At 62.2% G+C, this 16,233-nt stretch carries 19 protein-coding genes and 1 tRNA gene; 15 read left to right on the top strand and 5 right to left on the bottom strand.

The window, feature by feature from the left end; translation table 11 throughout:
• The first annotated feature begins 68 nt into the window (after nucleotides 1-68).
• Nucleotides 69-680, top strand: a complete 612-nt coding sequence (locus FDP28_RS02365) for a PadR family transcriptional regulator (RefSeq protein ID WP_144659001.1) — start codon at nucleotides 69-71, stop codon at nucleotides 678-680.
• A gap of 16 nt (nucleotides 681-696) precedes the next feature.
• Here the strand turns inward: FDP28_RS02365 and FDP28_RS02360 are convergent, their stop codons facing one another.
• Complete coding sequence (locus FDP28_RS02360) at nucleotides 697-1,287, bottom strand: ScbR family autoregulator-binding transcription factor (protein WP_144659000.1); 591 nt, start codon at nucleotides 1,285-1,287, stop codon at nucleotides 697-699.
• Between the two features lie 344 nt (nucleotides 1,288-1,631).
• Between FDP28_RS02360 and FDP28_RS02355 the strand changes: the two genes are divergently transcribed.
• A tRNA-Ala gene (locus tag FDP28_RS02355) sits at nucleotides 1,632-1,704 on the top strand.
• 73 nt (nucleotides 1,705-1,777) lie between these two features.
• Here FDP28_RS02355 and FDP28_RS02350 read toward each other — a convergent pair.
• The gene (locus FDP28_RS02350) at nucleotides 1,778-2,155 is read right to left on the bottom strand and encodes a cupin domain-containing protein (RefSeq protein ID WP_144658999.1); all 378 of its coding nucleotides are present in this window, start codon (nucleotides 2,153-2,155) and stop codon (nucleotides 1,778-1,780) included.
• 218 nt (nucleotides 2,156-2,373) lie between these two features.
• Between FDP28_RS02350 and FDP28_RS02345 the strand changes: the two genes are divergently transcribed.
• The 5 genes from FDP28_RS02345 (at nucleotide 2,374) to FDP28_RS02325 (ending at nucleotide 8,012) form a co-directional block, all read left to right on the top strand.
• On the top strand, nucleotides 2,374-3,504 hold the full coding sequence (locus tag FDP28_RS02345) for a class I SAM-dependent methyltransferase (protein ID WP_186313477.1): 1,131 nt from the start codon (nucleotides 2,374-2,376) through the stop codon (nucleotides 3,502-3,504).
• A 222-nt stretch (nucleotides 3,505-3,726) separates the two neighbouring features.
• The gene (locus tag FDP28_RS02340) at nucleotides 3,727-4,926 is read left to right on the top strand and encodes an ROK family transcriptional regulator (RefSeq protein ID WP_260842295.1); all 1,200 of its coding nucleotides are present in this window, start codon (nucleotides 3,727-3,729) and stop codon (nucleotides 4,924-4,926) included.
• A 31-nt stretch (nucleotides 4,927-4,957) separates the two neighbouring features.
• Entirely contained in the window at nucleotides 4,958-6,328 is a 1,371-nt protein-coding gene (locus FDP28_RS02335) for an extracellular solute-binding protein (RefSeq protein WP_144659107.1), read from the top strand.
• The gene (locus tag FDP28_RS02330; RefSeq protein ID WP_144658997.1) at nucleotides 6,325-7,194 is read left to right on the top strand and encodes a carbohydrate ABC transporter permease; all 870 of its coding nucleotides are present in this window, start codon (nucleotides 6,325-6,327) and stop codon (nucleotides 7,192-7,194) included. The genes FDP28_RS02335 and FDP28_RS02330 overlap by 4 nt, the downstream gene beginning before the upstream one ends.
• Nucleotides 7,191-8,012 carry a carbohydrate ABC transporter permease gene (locus tag FDP28_RS02325; RefSeq protein WP_144658996.1) on the top strand — a complete coding sequence of 274 codons (822 nt, stop codon included), beginning with the start codon at nucleotides 7,191-7,193 and terminating at the stop codon, nucleotides 8,010-8,012. Before FDP28_RS02330 ends, FDP28_RS02325 begins: the two co-directional genes overlap by 4 nt.
• Before the next feature lie 24 nt (nucleotides 8,013-8,036).
• Here the strand turns inward: FDP28_RS02325 and FDP28_RS02320 are convergent, their stop codons facing one another.
• The gene (locus FDP28_RS02320; protein WP_373458717.1) at nucleotides 8,037-8,240 is read right to left on the bottom strand and encodes a hypothetical protein; all 204 of its coding nucleotides are present in this window, start codon (nucleotides 8,238-8,240) and stop codon (nucleotides 8,037-8,039) included.
• Between the two features lie 148 nt (nucleotides 8,241-8,388).
• On the opposite strand from FDP28_RS02320, the gene FDP28_RS02315 reads away from it, so the two are divergent.
• From FDP28_RS02315 to FDP28_RS02290, 6 genes are read left to right on the top strand one after another with little or no spacing between them, the layout of a single operon-like run.
• Nucleotides 8,389-9,396: an AAA family ATPase gene (locus FDP28_RS02315; RefSeq protein WP_144658994.1), complete on the top strand. Its 1,008-nt coding sequence runs from the start codon at nucleotides 8,389-8,391 to the stop codon at nucleotides 9,394-9,396.
• Between the two features lie 12 nt (nucleotides 9,397-9,408).
• Nucleotides 9,409-10,341: a DUF58 domain-containing protein gene (locus tag FDP28_RS02310; RefSeq protein WP_144658993.1), complete on the top strand. Its 933-nt coding sequence runs from the start codon at nucleotides 9,409-9,411 to the stop codon at nucleotides 10,339-10,341.
• Nucleotides 10,331-10,783, top strand: coding sequence for a hypothetical protein (locus FDP28_RS02305; RefSeq protein WP_144658992.1), 453 nt, complete (start codon nucleotides 10,331-10,333; stop codon nucleotides 10,781-10,783). The genes FDP28_RS02310 and FDP28_RS02305 overlap by 11 nt, the downstream gene beginning before the upstream one ends.
• Entirely contained in the window at nucleotides 10,774-11,769 is a 996-nt protein-coding gene (locus tag FDP28_RS02300) for a vWA domain-containing protein (protein ID WP_144658991.1), read from the top strand. Before FDP28_RS02305 ends, FDP28_RS02300 begins: the two co-directional genes overlap by 10 nt.
• A gap of 2 nt (nucleotides 11,770-11,771) precedes the next feature.
• On the top strand, nucleotides 11,772-12,806 hold the full coding sequence (locus FDP28_RS02295; protein ID WP_144658990.1) for a vWA domain-containing protein: 1,035 nt from the start codon (nucleotides 11,772-11,774) through the stop codon (nucleotides 12,804-12,806).
• Entirely contained in the window at nucleotides 12,803-13,498 is a 696-nt protein-coding gene (locus tag FDP28_RS02290) for a hypothetical protein (protein WP_144658989.1), read from the top strand. Before FDP28_RS02295 ends, FDP28_RS02290 begins: the two co-directional genes overlap by 4 nt.
• A gap of 49 nt (nucleotides 13,499-13,547) precedes the next feature.
• Here FDP28_RS02290 and FDP28_RS02285 read toward each other — a convergent pair whose 3' ends face one another.
• Together FDP28_RS02285 and FDP28_RS02280 are read right to left on the bottom strand one after the other, a co-directional pair.
• On the bottom strand, nucleotides 13,548-14,051 hold the full coding sequence (locus tag FDP28_RS02285; RefSeq protein WP_144658988.1) for a DUF2004 domain-containing protein: 504 nt from the start codon (nucleotides 14,049-14,051) through the stop codon (nucleotides 13,548-13,550).
• A 50-nt stretch (nucleotides 14,052-14,101) separates the two neighbouring features.
• Entirely contained in the window at nucleotides 14,102-15,067 is a 966-nt protein-coding gene (locus tag FDP28_RS02280) for a LysR family transcriptional regulator (protein WP_144658987.1), read from the bottom strand.
• 396 nt (nucleotides 15,068-15,463) lie between these two features.
• Here FDP28_RS02280 and nrdH point away from each other — a divergent pair, with 396 nt between their 5' ends.
• Entirely contained in the window at nucleotides 15,464-15,706 is a 243-nt protein-coding gene (nrdH, locus tag FDP28_RS02275; RefSeq protein ID WP_144658986.1) for a glutaredoxin-like protein NrdH, read from the top strand.
• 51 nt (nucleotides 15,707-15,757) lie between these two features.
• Nucleotides 15,758-16,228 carry a class Ib ribonucleoside-diphosphate reductase assembly flavoprotein NrdI gene (gene nrdI / locus FDP28_RS02270; RefSeq protein WP_144658985.1) on the top strand — a complete coding sequence of 157 codons (471 nt, stop codon included), beginning with the start codon at nucleotides 15,758-15,760 and terminating at the stop codon, nucleotides 16,226-16,228.
• Nucleotides 16,229-16,233: the final 5 nt, after the last annotated feature.

The raw sequence follows: 16,233 nt of genomic DNA, 5'->3' as shown, positions 1-16,233 counted from the left end.
AGATGGTGGGGTGCGTCACACACTATCTATAGATATAGTTATTGGCAAGACCTTGAAAGGAACTTCTCATGAGTCTCCGCCACGCCATCCTGGCCTTGCTTTCCGTTGAGCCAATGACCGGATATGACCTCGCGAAACGCTTCGGGTCCTCTGTGGGTTTCGTCTGGCACGCCCCGGATTCCCAGATCTATCCGGAGCTGCGCAAGATGGAAAAAGGTGGGCTGCTCACGGCGGAGGAAGTTTCGTGGGGACCCCGCGGCAAGAAGACGCAGTATCGGATCACCGAGGAGGGCCGTGATGTCTTCCGTGAGTGGATGTACTCACCGCTGGAGTACTCGCGTGAGCGGGACCCCGTCCATTTGAAGGCCGCCTACCTTGAGTGGGTGGAGCCGCAGGCCGCCAGGGATCACATGCAGGCGCATATTGACTATCACCTCATGCGTCGCGACCAGTGGGCGCACATGATCGAGGAGCTGAAGTCCGGTGCCAATGAGATGTTGAACAAGCGACTGGCCGTAACTCCCAAGGCTGACCACCAGCGCACCATTGAATACAAGATATTTACCTATGAAGGCCTCATAGCGCGCGCGGAGACGGAAATTGAATGGGGGAAACGCGGGCTCAAGCTCATAGACGCCCTCGCGGAACCGGAAAAATCGACGCATCCCCGGCAGGAGTAGTGCCGGGCCGGATCGGCTAGCGCGCAGGCGTGAGCGCCGGCAGCATGAACTCCCACATCTGTTCTATCCTCGCCAGGACATCTTCGCGCCCCGTGAGCACGTCCGACACCATTTGGACGCCGGTGAAGGATGCAACAAGGTACCGGCTGAAGGTTGCCGCATCCAGGTCCGGCCGCACTGTGCCCTCCGCTTGAGCTTCCACCAGGAGCTGCTGGACCGTTCCGATCCAGTCCTCGTAACGGCCCGACACGTCCGCTGCGAAAGCCGAGGCTTCGAAAGTGAGCCGGATGCCGGCTTGGACGATTGGCTCATCCAGCAATTGCCGCCCAAACATCCTGCAGAGGCTGACGATCTTCTCCAGGGCCGGGGATTCCGAGCCGAGGATGGCAGCCCCCGCTGCCAGGACCATGGAGTGCTGCTCTTCGATGACGGCCAACGCCAGCTCCCGCTTGGACGTGAAGTGGAAGTACAGGGCTCCCTTCGTTACGGAGGCATTCTTGATGATGTCCGACAGGCTCGCGTTTCCGTAGCCGGTAGCTGCGAAGACCGTGGCGGCGCCCTCAATAACAGCCAGCCGGGTTTCCTTCGCGCGTTGTTGCTGGGGCAAGGGTGAGCCTCTCAACCATAGGGGCGACGGAGGGCGGACCGCCGTCGAGACTTCACTACGCTACCACCGACATCAGTGAAAACCGACTGGACGGTTTTGTTTTCCATCGTCTGGATTCTAGACTTCTTACAGCACGTCCTATGGGAGGATTCCGTGCGGCCGGTTTTGGGGGGAGGTGCGGTGGAATTATCCACGCACCTCGGCCGTGCGGGCCTCCCAGTGGATGTTCTAATACTGTGGCGCAGCTCACCCCGCGCCGATTTCTCTTATGCCGGGATTGTGGTTAGTATTGACGAGTTGCTTCGACGGAAAGAGAAAATCTTCCGATTGAGGCCAACAAATCCGGGGCTGTGGCGCAGCTGGTAGCGCACCTGCATGGCATGCAGGGGGTCAGGGGTTCGAGTCCCCTCAGCTCCACTCCGGAAAAAGACCCCGCTCCTTGGAGCGGGGTCTTTTGCTTTCCGCAGCATGGTCGCCTTTGGGGGAGCTCCTAGGTGAGAGCCTCGGCAAATTCAGCGCCGCTGACGAATTCGATGCCTTGGAACGGCTGATCTCCCACCACCCATGCATTATGTCCCGGAGGAATGGAGTAGGAGGCTCCAGAGGAGATGCTGATCTTCGCACCGTCGTTGGTCTCCACTTCCAGTGAACCGGAAACGCAGAACCCGACGTGGCTAAGCTGGCAGGAATCAGTTCCCACGGCCGGCTTGATGCAGTCGGCCCAAGACCAGCCCGGTTCAAATGTCATGCGGGCGATGGTGTAATCTCCCACAGTGACCAGGTCCACCACGGTTTTGTCCGCGCGGCGGGTTTCGTCGGGGGAGTTGTGGGACTTTACTTCAAGGTTCGTGACAACATTGACACTCATGGCTTCTCGCAAAGGACTGGGAGCCCGATGACATGCAGACCCGGCGCCTGGCTCCTGGGGTCGCCGTGACGTATGCCGGCCACCTTCGGGATCTTTCACATGCTGCTGAAGGAGGTCTGGTGTTTGCGTGATGCAAGCTTAAGCTTCCTCCGAAGCACCCATAAAGTCGATACGCCGGCCCGGTCCGGCAATCAAGCAAGGAAAGCGGGAACCTCATAGTGACGGAGCTGGATCTGGAGACCGTCTTTGGCGCCTTGGGGAGGTTTCCGGATGTCGAAGCTGACAATTTGCGGGCTTTCGACGCCACGGACAGGCTCTTGCTGGAAACCGCCTCGGATATCAGCTCTTCCGACACCAGGATCGTCATCATTGGTGACCGCTACGGAGCGTTGACGTTGGGCGCCCTGGCGCGGCTCGGCGTCGATCATGTCCGTGTCCATCAGGATCTCTTCACGGGGAGGCTGGCGCTGGAGCGCAACGCCAACGAAGTCGGAGCGGCGGGGCACTACAGCTCCCACGAACTGGGAAAGGAGCTTCTGGCGGAGGCGGACCTGGTGCTCCTGCAGCTGCCGAAGTCCTTGGCGGAGTTGGAGGAAATCGCCGACGCCGTTGCCCGGTTTGCTGCCCCGGGTGCTGTCCTGCTGGCCGGCGGCCGCGTCAAGCACATGTCGGTGGGGATGAACAGCGTGCTGGCGAAGTACTTTTCGACGGTCCAACCCCAGCTGGCCCGGCAGAAGTCCCGCGTGTTGGTTGCCCGGGATGCGCTGCCGGTGCAGGTGCGGCCGCCCTTTCCCGTGGTCGAAGTCCTGCCTGAGCTGGGCATTAGCGTAAGCGCCCTCGGTGCTGTCTTTTCCGGAGCCCGGCTGGATATCGGAACCCGCTTCCTGCTGACGTTCCTTGAACGCATGCCAGAGGCGAGGCGCATCGTGGACCTGGGGTGCGGTACGGGCATTCTCGCCACCATGATCGCCAAACAACAGGAGCATGCTGAAGTCATTGCCACCGACCAGTCAGCCGCGGCTGTCGCCTCGGCCCAGGGCACCGCGTTGGAGAATGGTCTCGCGGGCCGGATAACGGTCCTCCACGACGATGCCATGTCCTCGCTTCCGCCCGGCAGCGCAGACCTTATCCTGCTGAATCCGCCTTTCCATTTGGGCGCCAGCGTACACGCCGGTGCCGCCGTGAAGATGTTCGAGGCGGCCGCGCGCGTGCTGGCACCGGGCGGGGAGCTGTGGACGGTGTATAACAGCCACTTGCACTACCGCTCCGCGCTCGAACGGCTCATTGGACCCACTGTGGAAGAAGGCCGGAACCCGAAATTCACGGTGACGCGCAGCAGGAAGTCCTGAGAGTCCGGCCGTGGCGCGCCGGAGGGGCGTGGTCACATAAAATGCAGTGTCATCGTTACCAAGCCCTGACATCGGTGCCAGCGTGTGCTCGTATCCGTGGGAGCAGAGGTGCCGTACGATGCAGACACAGATCAAATTCGACGAAGATTTTCCGAATGACTAGGGGCATCAGTGACTGAGATCCGGCAGCCGACACCGAGGCGCGGAACCAACCTACCCCGTATGGGGGACTTCAACCTGACCGTCATTCTGGAGGCGATCCGGCGGTCTCCGGGCGGTCTCAGCCGGGTGGAGCTGGCGCAGATCGTCGGGTTGTCTCCGCAAACGATCTCCAACATCTCCCGGCGGCTCCTGGACCAGCAGCTGATTGTCGAGGCCGGCAAGGAAGGCTCCGGTCCGGGGAAGCCGCGGACCATCCTCCGCTTGAACCCGGCAGGAATGTACGCCGTTGGAGTGCATTTGGATCCGGCCGTCATCACTTTCGTCGTCCTCGACTTGCTGGGGGATGTCGTCAAGCATTCCCGTTTGGCCACCCCAGCCGGCGACCCGGCAGAGGTGATCACCAGCATCGCTGGCCAAGTCGGGACGTTGATTGACGAGTCCGGTGTTGATGTGGCGAAGATTGCCGGGCTGGGCGTTGCCGTTCCTGGACCGATCGACCTGGACGAGGGATCCGTGGTGGAACCGCCGCTCCTGTCGGGATGGGACAGAGTGCGCATCCGCGAGGCGTTGGCCGAGGCCACGGGCCTGGAGACGCTGGTGGATAAAGACGTCACCAGCGCGGCGGTGGCCGAGACGTGGGCCGGCGGTGCGAGCGGGGCCGGAAGCTTCGTTTTCATGTACATGGGAACCGGTATCGGTTGCGGCATCGTGCTCAACGACGAGGTTGTCCGCGGTACTTCGGGCAACGCCGGCGAAATTGGCCATATCATCGTTGACCCGGAGGGTCCGGCTTGTGATTGTGGCCTGCGGGGATGCGTCAAATCGTCGTGCATCCCGCAAGTGCTGGTTGCTGAGGCCGAAGCCGCAGGGGTCCTGGACGGGCACGGGCATGGGGCGGATGGTCCGGAAGTGCAGGAACGCTTCGCAGAGCTGTGCGACAAAGCCGACGCCGGCGATGAGCGCGCCATTGCAATTTTGGACAAGTCGGCCACGCTCGTGGCACGCGCGGTGTCCGTAGTGACGAACACCCTGGACGTGGAGCGTGTTGTCTTTGGTGGCCCGTTCTGGGGCCGCATGTCCCCATATTTCCTCGACCGTGTTCCCGGTCTCCTGGACGAAAACAACGCGGCCCGCATGATCCACGGACTCGAAGTCGTAGGTACCGGAGTAGGCGAAGATGTCGGCGCCATTGGTGCTGCCTGCCTGGTCCTGGAGCATATGCTGGCCCCCCGCGCCCAACGGCTCCTGTTGGAGGGCTGACCAAGCAGCACGATTGAGTGATTGGAACACCATGCGCCCAATGAAGACCATGCGTCCCAGCAAAATCGCCATCGGAATTGCCGTTGCCGCTGCGCTCCTCGGAGTGACGTCGTGTTCCACGACTCCGGAGGCAGCCCAGGACAAGACGCTGAAGATCGTTTACCAAAAGACCGATGCCTTCACCGCGCTGGACCTCGTGATGCAGGATGCCAAGAAGGAGTTCGAGGCAGCCAATTCAGGGGTAACGGTAGACCTCCAGCCGATCCAGGCCAACGATGACGACTACGGGACCAAGCTGGCTTTGGCGCAGCGCTCCCCGGACACCGCGCCGGATGTCTTCTATGAAGACACGTTCAAGGTGCGCTCGGACGTCGACGCCGGCTACTTGCTCAAGCTCGACAGTTACCTTGAGGCGTGGGACGAGTGGGGGAAGTTCAGCGAGGCCGCGAAGGCAGCCGGCCGGGCGGACGACGGCGGAATCTACGCGGTACCGTTGGGGACGGATACCCGGGCCATTTGGTACAACAAGGCCGTCCTGCAGAAAGCCGGGATCCCTGTTCCTTGGCAGCCCCAAAGCTGGGAGGATATCTTGACCATGGCCCGCAAGGTCAAGGCCGCAGACCCCACCGTGATTCCCTTCACCATGTACGCAGGCAAAGCGACCGGCGAAGGAACCGTGATGCAGAGTTTCTACGAACTCCTCTACGGCACGGGCAGCACCCTTTACGACGAGGACCAAAAGAAGTGGGTCATTGGGTCACAGGGCTTCACTGACTCTTTGGACTTCCTGAAAACGCTCTATGACGAGAAGCTCGCAGTCAGCCCCGCCGAAGCATTGGACGCCAATGTCTGGAAGAAGGTCTTCGGCGAGTGGTTCCCCCAAGGCAAACTGGCGGCAACCGTGGAAGGTTCCTACGCGCCGTCGTTCTGGAAAAAAGGCGGCACCTACGAGTGGGCCGGCTATGAGCAGGACATGGCAGTAGCGGGCTTCCCTACCCAAAAGGGACAGGATCCAGGCCACGTCAGCATGTCCGGCGGCTGGACCTTGGCGGTGGGGGCGAAGTCCAAGAACCCCGAGCTTTCCTTCAAGTTCCTCGCCACCGCGCTGAACAAGAAGAACGCATTGGCCTATGACATCAACAACTCGCAAATCGCAGTGAGGACGGACGTAGCCGAGGACGCCGGATATCTGGCTGCCAACCCGTTCGTGAAGGATGTGTCCGATCTGGTGGAGGTGACACACTACCGGCCAGCCACTGCTGACTATCCAAGGATTTCCACAGCAGTCCAGGAAGCCACCGAATCAGTCATCACAGGCAGGCAAAGCCCCCGGGACGCCGCCGCGGAATACGATGCCACTGTCCGCAGGCTGGTGGGTGAGGACAAGGTCCTGCAAAAATGAAAGCCCGCCGCCATCTGCGGCTTCTGCCGGTAGCCCCTGCAATCGTGCTCCTGCTGGTTTTCCTGCTCGCCCCCGTGGCGTGGTCCTTTTACGCCTCTTTCACCGACGCCGCATTGTCCGGAAGGGGAGCCCGGGATCCGCAATGGGTAGGAACCGGGAACTACGTGCGGATGTTTACCGACGACTCGTTTCCTCTGGCCACGTGGCTCACAGTAGTCTTCGTTGCCGCGTCCGCCGTGCTGGGGCAGAACGTCCTTGGACTGCTTACCGCCTTGCTCATGACGCGCTCACGCAAGATCGTCGCGGACTGGGTCGGTACGGCTGTTGTGGCCGCTTGGGTGTTGCCTGAGATCGTGGCCGCGTTTGCGGCGTACGCCTATTTCAACCGGGACGGGACACTGAACCAGATACTCGCAGCGCTGGGGACCCACGGCTTGGATTGGCTGTATTCCTTCCCGCTGGTCGCCATCATCCTGGCCAACACCTGGCGCGGAACGGCGTTTTCCATGCTGGTCTACCGGGCGGCCCTGGCCGAGGTGCCCCGCGACGTGACCGAAGCGGCCCTTGTGGACGGTGCCCGGGGTTGGCAGCGGCTCGCGTTCATCACCCTGCCACTGATCCGCAACAGCATCGCCACCAACCTGATGCTGATCACCCTCCAGACGCTGGCAGTGTTCACCCTCATTTGGGTGATGACAGCCGGCGGTCCTGCCAATGCAAGCACCACGTTGCCTGTCCTGGCCTACCAGGAGGCCTTCAAATTCGGTGACATTGGGTACGGTACCGCGGTGGCATCGGTGCTGATCCTGCTGGGAATGGTCTTCGGCGCCGTCTACGTCCGGCTATTGCGGGAGCGGCGTACGTGAGGCGCTTCCGTGCCAGGCTCGGGGCGGACATCGCCTTGGCGCTCATTGGTCTGTGTTTTGCGGCACCGCTTGTTTGGTTGCTGCTGGCCGCCGTCGACCCTCAAGCGGGGTACGGGACGAAGGTGCCATCGGCGCCGTCGATGATCAACTTCACCGCAGTCATGACGCCGGAGCTGTTGGGCCGCCCGTTGCTCAACAGCCTCCTGTTGTCCGGCGGTACTGCCTTGGTGAACGTGCTGGTGGCCGTGCTGGCCGCCTATCCGTTATCGAGGTACCAATCCCGCTTTAACAAGCCGTTCATGTACACGGTTCTTTTCGGCACATCATTGCCGGTGACTGCCATCATGGTCCCGGTCTACGGACTGTTCGTACAACTGCAGCTCCTGGACTCCATGGCCGCGACCATCTTCTTCATGGCCACCACCACGTTGCCCATGGCGATTTGGATGGCCAAAAACTTCATGGACGCAGTTCCCCTGGAGCTGGAAGAAGCAGCCTGGATGGATGGGGCATCGGGCCTGGTGACACTGCGGACCGTTGTGCTCCCGCTCATGCGCCAAGGCCTGGCAGTGGTATTCATTGTTGTGTTCATCCAGGCATGGGGAAACTTCTTCGTTCCCTTCATCCTTCTGCTCTCCATCGGCAAGCAACCCGCTGCGGTGTCCATCTTCAGCTTCTTCGGCCAGCACGGCGCCATTGCCTATGGGCAGCTGGCTGCGTTCTCCATCCTCTATTCGGTCCCGGTGCTGGTTCTCTACGCGGTGGTGGCACGGGGCATGGGGAACTCCTTTGCGCTGTCCGGCGCCATGAAGGGCTGACGCGCAGAGGGTCCTGCCGGCGTTTCAGTCGATGTCTTCGATGATTTCGCCGTAGGGGATGGACTCATCCAAGTGGGCCTGATGTCCTGTTGGACCTGAGTTGTAGGTAATCCGTACACCGTGCCGCTGGTCCGCTGCCGACTGCAGGAGGACCGGTCGTACGGCGTCGATGACGTGCTGGTTCTGGGATGCGAGGTAGTTCTGATAGGCGGCTGGTAGCTGATGCATGGCAAAAGGATAGACCTCGGGGGTCTCCATGGGGAGGGGTACCCATTGCGGCTTGGACGCAGGCCCGTTTGGATAGAGTGGCCGATGCAGGCGGAAACATCAGCCCACCGCTTGCGGCACGACTCATAACGCCAGCGAGGGGACCCGAGTGCACCAGATCACAGCCATGGCCGGAATTGATGCACCTGACATGGCGCGGGCCCAGCAACTGGTGGGCAGCATCGTCCGCAGTTTCGAGAACAAGGTCGTGGGCCAGACACGACTGAGGGAGACGCTGCTGATTGGGTTGCTGACCGGCGGCCATGTGCTGCTGGAAAGTGTCCCCGGACTCGCCAAGACGACAGCTGCCCAGGCCATCGCCGAATCCGTCAGTGCGGATTTCCGCCGTATCCAGTGCACCCCGGACCTGCTTCCCAGCGACATTGCAGGTACCCAGATTTTCGACGCCGCCAAAGGCACCTTCGTCACCCAGCTGGGGCCGGTCCACGCCAATATCGTGCTGCTCGATGAGATCAACAGGTCCAGTGCAAAAACCCAGAGCGCCATGCTGGAAGCAATGCAGGAACGCCAGACCTCCATCGGCGGCGAATCCTATCCGTTGCCCCAGCCTTTCCTGGTGCTCGCTACCCAGAACCCCATTGAGCAAGAGGGCACCTACCGCCTTCCTGAAGCGCAGATGGACAGGTTCATGCTCAAGGATGTCCTGGACTACCCCAGCCCGGGTGAAGAAGCCGAGGTCATCAGGCGGATCGACGCCGGGGTCTTCAGCGCCGCGCAGAAGCCGCCGGCCGCAGCCTCCCTCGACGCCGTGGTGCAGGTCCAGGAACTCGTGCGTCGGGTCTACATCGACCCCGCCATCGTGCGCTACATCGTGGGCCTTGCCTACGTCACCCGGAACGCTGCGCAATATCTGGAACCACATTTGGCCAACCTCGTGGAATTTGGTGCCAGTCCGAGGGCCAGCATCGCCTTCAGCCAGGCGGCCAGGGCCCTGGCATTGCTCAACGGCCGCGACCACGTCATCCCGGAAGACGTGAAGAACCTGGCACACCGGGTCCTCCGCCACCGCATCATCCTTGGTTTTGACGCCGTCGTGGAGGGCGTTGCCGTGGGAACAGTCATCGATGCCGTTCTGGCGTCAGTCCAGACGCCTTAGCGGGGCCGGCAGGTGGCCAGCCTTCTGAAACGCGTTAAATCGAAGATGTTCATCTTCGCCCATCGAAGGACGCTGAGCCTGCTCGATGGCGAATACGGCTCTGTCTTCAAGGGCCGCAGCATGGATTTCGACGAGCTGCGGAGCTATGTGCCCGGCGATGAAGTCAGGGACATCGATTGGAAGGCCACGGCCCGGCACGGCTCACCGCTCGTCAAACGCTATGTCGCCGTCCGCCGGCACGCAGTGTTGCTGGTGGTGGACTCCGGACGAAACATGGCAGCGGAGGCCCTCTCGGGCGAAAGCAAGAAGGACGTTGCTGTTTACGCGGCCGGGGTGGTCGGTTACCTGGCCTGCCGTCACGGGGACGATGTTGGCCTGGTGCACGGGAATGCGAGCGCTTCCAGGTACCTGCCTGCCAAAGGCGGCGAGGAACACCTTGAGCGGTTGCTGCGGGAGATTGACTCGGCCATTACCTTGCATGGCCAACCCAGCGGTATCGCGGGGCAGCTGGACTACGTCCTGCGGTACCTCAAGGGCCGGATGCTGATTGTGGTTGTTGCTGACGAGTTCCTTCCGGACGCCCGGACCGGGGAGCTGCTGCGCAGGCTGCGGGCACGGCATGAAGTGCTCTGGTTGACCGTTCGCGATGCTGACCTCGCGCCCCGGATCGAGGGACAGGCAGCCCGGGACAGTACTGACGTCGGCACGGGCACTGCGATACCGTTCCTGCTTGCCGCGGACAGGGACATCCGGGCCGCTTACCAGAACGCGATGGTCCAGCGCGCTGACCTTCGGGCGGCCCTCTTTCGCCGCTTGGGCATCGCAGAAGAACAGGCCGAAGGCAGCGCCGATGTCGTGACAAGCGTCTTCGCCCTGCTGGAAAAACACCGCTCCGGTGCGCTGAGCTCTGGCCGCCGGCCACCAAGGGGCCAGCGTGCCGGCTGACTTCTACGCACCCCTGCCATACCAAAGCATCTGGATGTGGCTGGGGATTCTGCTCCTGGTTCTTGTTGCCGGATGGTACGGGTGGCTGCTGCTGCCCAGGCCACGGGTGGCTGCGCCGCGGACACCAGGGCCGACGTCGCTGGAGACGCTGCGGTCCCGCTGCCTTGCAGCGATTGAGGACACTGCCGCAGACGCCGACGCCGGACGCTTACCCGAGCGCGAAGCCCACCAGCGGCTCAGCTTCCTCGTGCGGGAGTTCGCCGGGGCCGCCACAGGACTTCCCATCACCTCCATGACCCTGGATGAGTTGCGGGGCGAAGGCCTGGATACCTTGGCTGAAGGCATAGCTGGCATCTACCCCAGCGAATTCTCCGCCCGGCACGTCCAGCCCGTACGGCACTCCGCTGATCTTGCCCGCGAGGTGGTCGACGCATGGAACTGAGCTACTGGTGGATTCTTCCCTTGGCTGCAGCTGCGGTGACTGTCGCCGCCTGGCTGTACCTTCGGCGTCGTCGTTCAGTTCCAACCCGGGTGGTCGCCCATGGCGACCGGCTCACTGACCTCCCCGAATACCGGCTCGCCCTTCGCCGCTACCGGACACAGCTGGCCCTCGCCGCCTTGCTGGCAGGCCTGGTCCTCGTTGCCAGCGCCATCACAGCTGCCAGACCAGCGCTGCGCTCCACCGAGCAGCCGGAGATCCGCAACCGGGACATCGTGCTGTGCCTGGATGTATCCGGCTCAATGGCAAGTACCGACGCTGCGTTGGCGGCTGTTTTCAAGGACCTCGCCAAGCAGTTCGACGGCGAGAGGATCGGGATGGTCATTTTCGACAGCAGCAGCGTGCAGCTCTTTCCCCTCACCGATGACTACGACTACGTCGAGGAACAGCTGAGCCACGCGGAAAAGGCCTTGTCCGACGGAGCGGGATCGTTCTTCGACGGGACCTGGAACGGGGAAGGCTCGTCCCTGATCGGTGACGGCCTGGCTTCCTGCGTCCAGAGCTTCCCCGACACGGATCCCAGCGGCAACGCTGCAGGGGACACCGCGCGCTCGCGGTCAGTTGTACTGGCCACGGACAACTTCGTATCCGGAGCGCCCATCTTCACCCTCTCGGAGGCTGCCGCCCTGGCCGGCACCAAGAATGTGAAGGTCCATGCCCTGAATCCCAGCGACCTGGACTACGGAGACCAACCGGATCAGCCAGGCACCCAACTCAAGGCTGCCGTCGAAGCAACAGGGGGCACCTACTCCGGCGTGGACAATCCAGAGGCCGTGCCCAACATCGTCAGGAAGGTGCAGGATACCGAAGCCAGCTCCTACGTTTCGGCTCCGCAGGCAGTCGTGACAGACGTCCCCGGCTGGCCATTGGGTATCGCTGTGCTCGCTGGGCTGGGCATGCTGGTCCTGGGGCGGCGGGTGGAGCCATGACCATGACCATCGCTCCCGTCCTGCCCTGGCCGCTCCTGGCTGCCGCGGGTCTTGTGGCCATCGCCTTCACCGTATGGAGCCTGCGTCCCGGGACCTCGCCAACGGCACGCCCGGCAAGGCAACGCCGGTCAACGCAACGCCGGTCACTGCGAACGGTACGCCCGGCGCTCAACCGCTGCCTCGTCGTCGTGCTCCTGCTTCTGGCCGCCTTGCGACCTGGCTGGGCCGGAGGGCAAGCCCAGGCATCGACAGCGGAGCTGGATGTCTTCTTCGTCGTTGACGCCAGCACCAGCATGGGCGCCGAAGACTACAACGGAACCGCGACACGATTGTCCGGCGTTCAGCGCGACGTCATGGCGATCGCACAAGAACTGGCCGGAGCCAAATTCTCCCTCATCACCTTCGATGACAAGGCCACCGTCCGGATGCCTTTGTCCCAGGACGCCACCGCCCTGCAAACCAGCATGGCGACCCTCCAGCCACAGAATCCCCGTTATGCCAAGGGCAGCAGCGTGACCGGAGCCGCGCAGCTGCTGAAAGAAAGGCTCGCCACGGCCCGTGAACAACACCCGGGAAGGCCGGCGTTGGTTTTCTACGCGGGCGATGGCGAGAACACCAGCGCCGCGGCCCCGCCGCCCATGGATGGCACCAACGTTGCCGGAGGAGCGGTGCTCGGGTATGGAACCGAGGCGGGCGGCCGGATGAAGGACCCCTCCAGGAACACCGCTGCCTATGTAAAAGACCGAAGCGCCGCTCAGGACGCCATCTCCAGGATCGACGAACAGCAGCTCCGCAGCATCGCCGATGATCTCAACGTCCCCTATGTCCACCGAACAGCCACGGACCCGGTATCCGGCATGTTCGGTAAAGCCCAACCGGGTACGCTCTCAGCAGGCACAGAGGATGCACCCGGCAGGATCGAACTCTACTGGGTGCTCGCACTGGCGCCTTTTCTGCTCGCCATCCCAGAGCCGCTCAGGCACCTGAACGCGTTGCGCGCAGTGAGCAGTCCAGCACCCAAGGAGCCCAAGGGATGACCGCCTCAAACGCACGACGGCGACACCGTCACCTTGCGCTCTGGTCGGCACCGGCTGCCCTCCTGGCGCTCGCAGTCGCTGCCAAACTCCTGAGCGTGGGCTTTCTGGGAGGGACCGCAGGGAGCGCCTATGCGGCGGGGGACCGTGATGCCGTGGCACAGGCTGCGGCGTGGCTGGGGGTAGCCAATGTGCTGGAGCCCCACAAAGCCCCGTTCGCGTCCGGGGACGCCGCGGTCCTGGCCGGCGATTTCGCCGCGGCGCGCACCGAATTCGAGATTGCCCTGAATCGCGGACCCGGCACGGACGAGTGCAAAGTCCGTGTGAATCTGGCGCTCAGCATTGAGAAGCTTGCGGATTCCGGGAAAGATCCCGGGCCCAAGGACCGGCTGGTCCGCGAGGCCCTTGCTGTCATCGAGGCCGCATCCAGTCAGTGTCATGAGCCTGGTCCGGCGAACGCGGCGGGGGAGGGGGATGCCCTGAGGGCTGCGAAGGAGCGGCTGAAGGAAAAACTGTCCCCGAAGGACGCGGAGCCGGACAGCTCCCCGGAATCGGCGACGACCCCGTCAGAGAAGCAACTCCAGCAGTTGGAAGAGAGCGCCCGGAAGGCCCGAATCGAGCGAGGCGAAGGTCAGGAGCGTGACGAATATCTGCGCGGACCGGATGACAGCACGGGCGTGGAGAAGCCGTGGTGAACCCGCCCCCGTAGGTGACCGGCCGCCGTCGTGCTTTAAACAGGCAGTGCTACTCCCACAGAATTTCGTCATCCACCACGCCATCTTCATCGGCGGCTGCGACCAGCAGCTCGTCCGTGAAGTGAGAACCAAGGGTGAAGTCGAGGACGAAGTAGCGCTCAGGCTGCCCGGGATAAATGGCCACGTGGCCGAGTTTGAGCGCTTTGAGGAAGACGTCGTTGGTGAGCTGGTTCTTGTCGCGGACTCCGAAAACAGATTCGAGCTGTTCTTCCTTGAGCTGCGAACAGTGGAAATGCAGGAACTGCTGTGGGTTTGTACCGTCCTGGTCCAGCTCATCGGCGATCATTTCCCGGACCTGGTCCACCAGCTCGGGCAGGAAGCGCAAACGGTAGTCCACCTTGCGTAGCGCTGCTTCATCGAAGTGGTCGTGCGCGGCGACGTTCAAGTCCAGTTCAAGCTGGTTGCCGCCAAGTTCGTGTCTTGCGACGAAGCAATGTTCACGCCCGTGATTGAGCTCGATCTCCCCAAAATGTTTGCTCGCTACCTTGCCCATGTGATCAATCTAACCCCTACATCCAGCGGGTTCCAGCACTTCGGGATATTTCACCTGCGCCGCTGGGGACCTTTGGCGGGAGCGGTTTTCAGCGGGTGGAGGCCGCTCTTGTCGGCGGTGGCCCGGAGGGTATCGGCCAGCAGTTGGGTGAAGAGTTGCACCTGGGCGGTCCGCTTTTCATTGATCAGCAACGCAAACACGTTCCGCGCCAGCCGGATGTCCGGAACGTCCAGCACCACGACGCCGGGAGGCCTGTTCCGCAGCGCAAGTTCCGGTACCAGTGAAGCGCCAAGCCCAGCGGCTGTCATCTCAAGGCTCGCGTGGAAGTCGTCGCTGTAGGCCACCACGCGGGGGTGGAGGTTGCAACTGGCAAACAGGCGCTCGATGACCAGGGCATCGCTGGTGCCCGGGTGGTGCACGATCCACGGCATGTCGGACAGATGCGCGGCTTCGATTTCGGCGTCCTCGCGGATTTTCCAGGACGCCGGCAAGACCACCCGGAAGTCGTCGTCGCCGATCCATTGGCGCTCGAGCGAATGCGGCCATGCCAATCCCGACTGCCCCACCTGGTAGACAAGTGCGACGTCCAGTTCGCCCCCGCTGCGCAACCCCTGGATGGTTTGGGCCGGCTCGGCTACCGAGACCTTCAATTCGATGCCCAGTCCGTTCCACCGTTCATTCCGCAGGATGTCGGGCAGTACGTACGTGGCGAGGCTGGGGAAGATGCCAAGGCGCAATTCCTGGGCGGGGGAGTCGTTGGTGCGGGAGGCCGCCGCCATGAGGGCTTCGACATCGGTCAGTACCTTGGAGGCGTGCCGGGTCATGGTCACGGCAGCTTCGGTGGGGACAACGCTTCGTGCCGAGCGCTGGAAAAGCTCGACGCCGGTGTCGCGTTCCAGCGCTGCCATCTGTTGGGAGACTGCCGAGGCTGTGTAGCCCAGCTGGGCGGCGGCCGCAGCAAAAGAACCCAGACGGGTTACTTCCATCAGCGTCCGGAGGTGGAGAAGGTTGACCATCAGCAGATTTTAGCTGTTCGCCACGCCACATTTTCAAAGTGTCACGACACGCCGTAGGAGGGCGACACGCTGAAGATTAAATGTGGCTAAGTAGTCCACAGGGTGTGGATGACATCTCTCAGTTTGGCGTAATTACGGACATTTTGAAGGCCCCGCCCTGTGGACGATCGGTGGATTGAATGACATACTTGTAATACATCATCTTGGGGTTCCGGCGAGGTGCTTGCACTACATGTAGTATCGATTTACGGATTGAGCGGGAAACCAGCGCAAGACTAAATAAGAGCGTGTTGGCTGTCACGGCAGCCTGCGGGCCGGTATCGGATTCAGAAGTAAGTTCCGGTTGAGCCCGCCAGATACGAAGAGAACCAGACTTCAACTTAGGGGACAGGGATCATGACCGTAACGGTTTACACGAAGCCGGCCTGTGTTCAGTGCAACGCAACCTACCGGGCGCTCGACAAGAAGGGCATTGCCTACCAGAGCGTCGACATCTCCCAGGACGCCGAGGCTCTTGAGCGCCTCAAGGCTCTGGGTTACATGCAGGCCCCGGTTGTCGTGACCGAGCAGGACCACTGGTCAGGCTTCCGTCCGGACAAGATCGAAGAACTGGCCCAGGCCGCTTCTTCCGTGGCCTAAGTTTCGCCACCACAGCACACAAAGAATCCCTATGTAGTCGAGGTGACTCCCATGGCACCGCTGGCAGCGGCAACCGCACCTGATGTGACGGAAGCTGTCACCACCAGGAGTCACCTCATCTACTTTTCCTCGACATCCGAAAACACCAAGAGATTCGTCCAGAAACTGGGCAGGGACGCAGCGCGCATCCCTCTCTATTCCCAGGAGCCTCCGCTTCAAGCACTTGAGCCCTTCGTCCTGGTACTTCCCACCTATGGAGGTACCAACGGTGAAGGTTCAGTGCCCAAGCAGGTCATCAGGTTTCTGAACGATCCCCGGAACAGGGAACTGATCCGCGGTGTTATTGGGGCCGGGAACACAAACTTCGCGGACAACTACTGCGCAGCCGGAGACATTGTCTCCGTCAAGTGCAAAGTTCCGCACCTCTATCGGTTCGAACTCATGGGAACTCCCGAAGACGTAGACCGAGTGAATCAAGGATTGGAAGAGTTTTGGACACAACTGTCGCAGAAGCAGAAGTAACCGGG

The organism is Paenarthrobacter nicotinovorans (genome assembly GCF_007670255.1).
In the GTDB taxonomy this organism is placed as follows: domain Bacteria; phylum Actinomycetota; class Actinomycetes; order Actinomycetales; family Micrococcaceae; genus Arthrobacter; species Arthrobacter nicotinovorans_B.
Note: the sequence above shows the minus strand (reverse complement) of the source record. Positions and strands in the feature narration are given on the sequence as shown.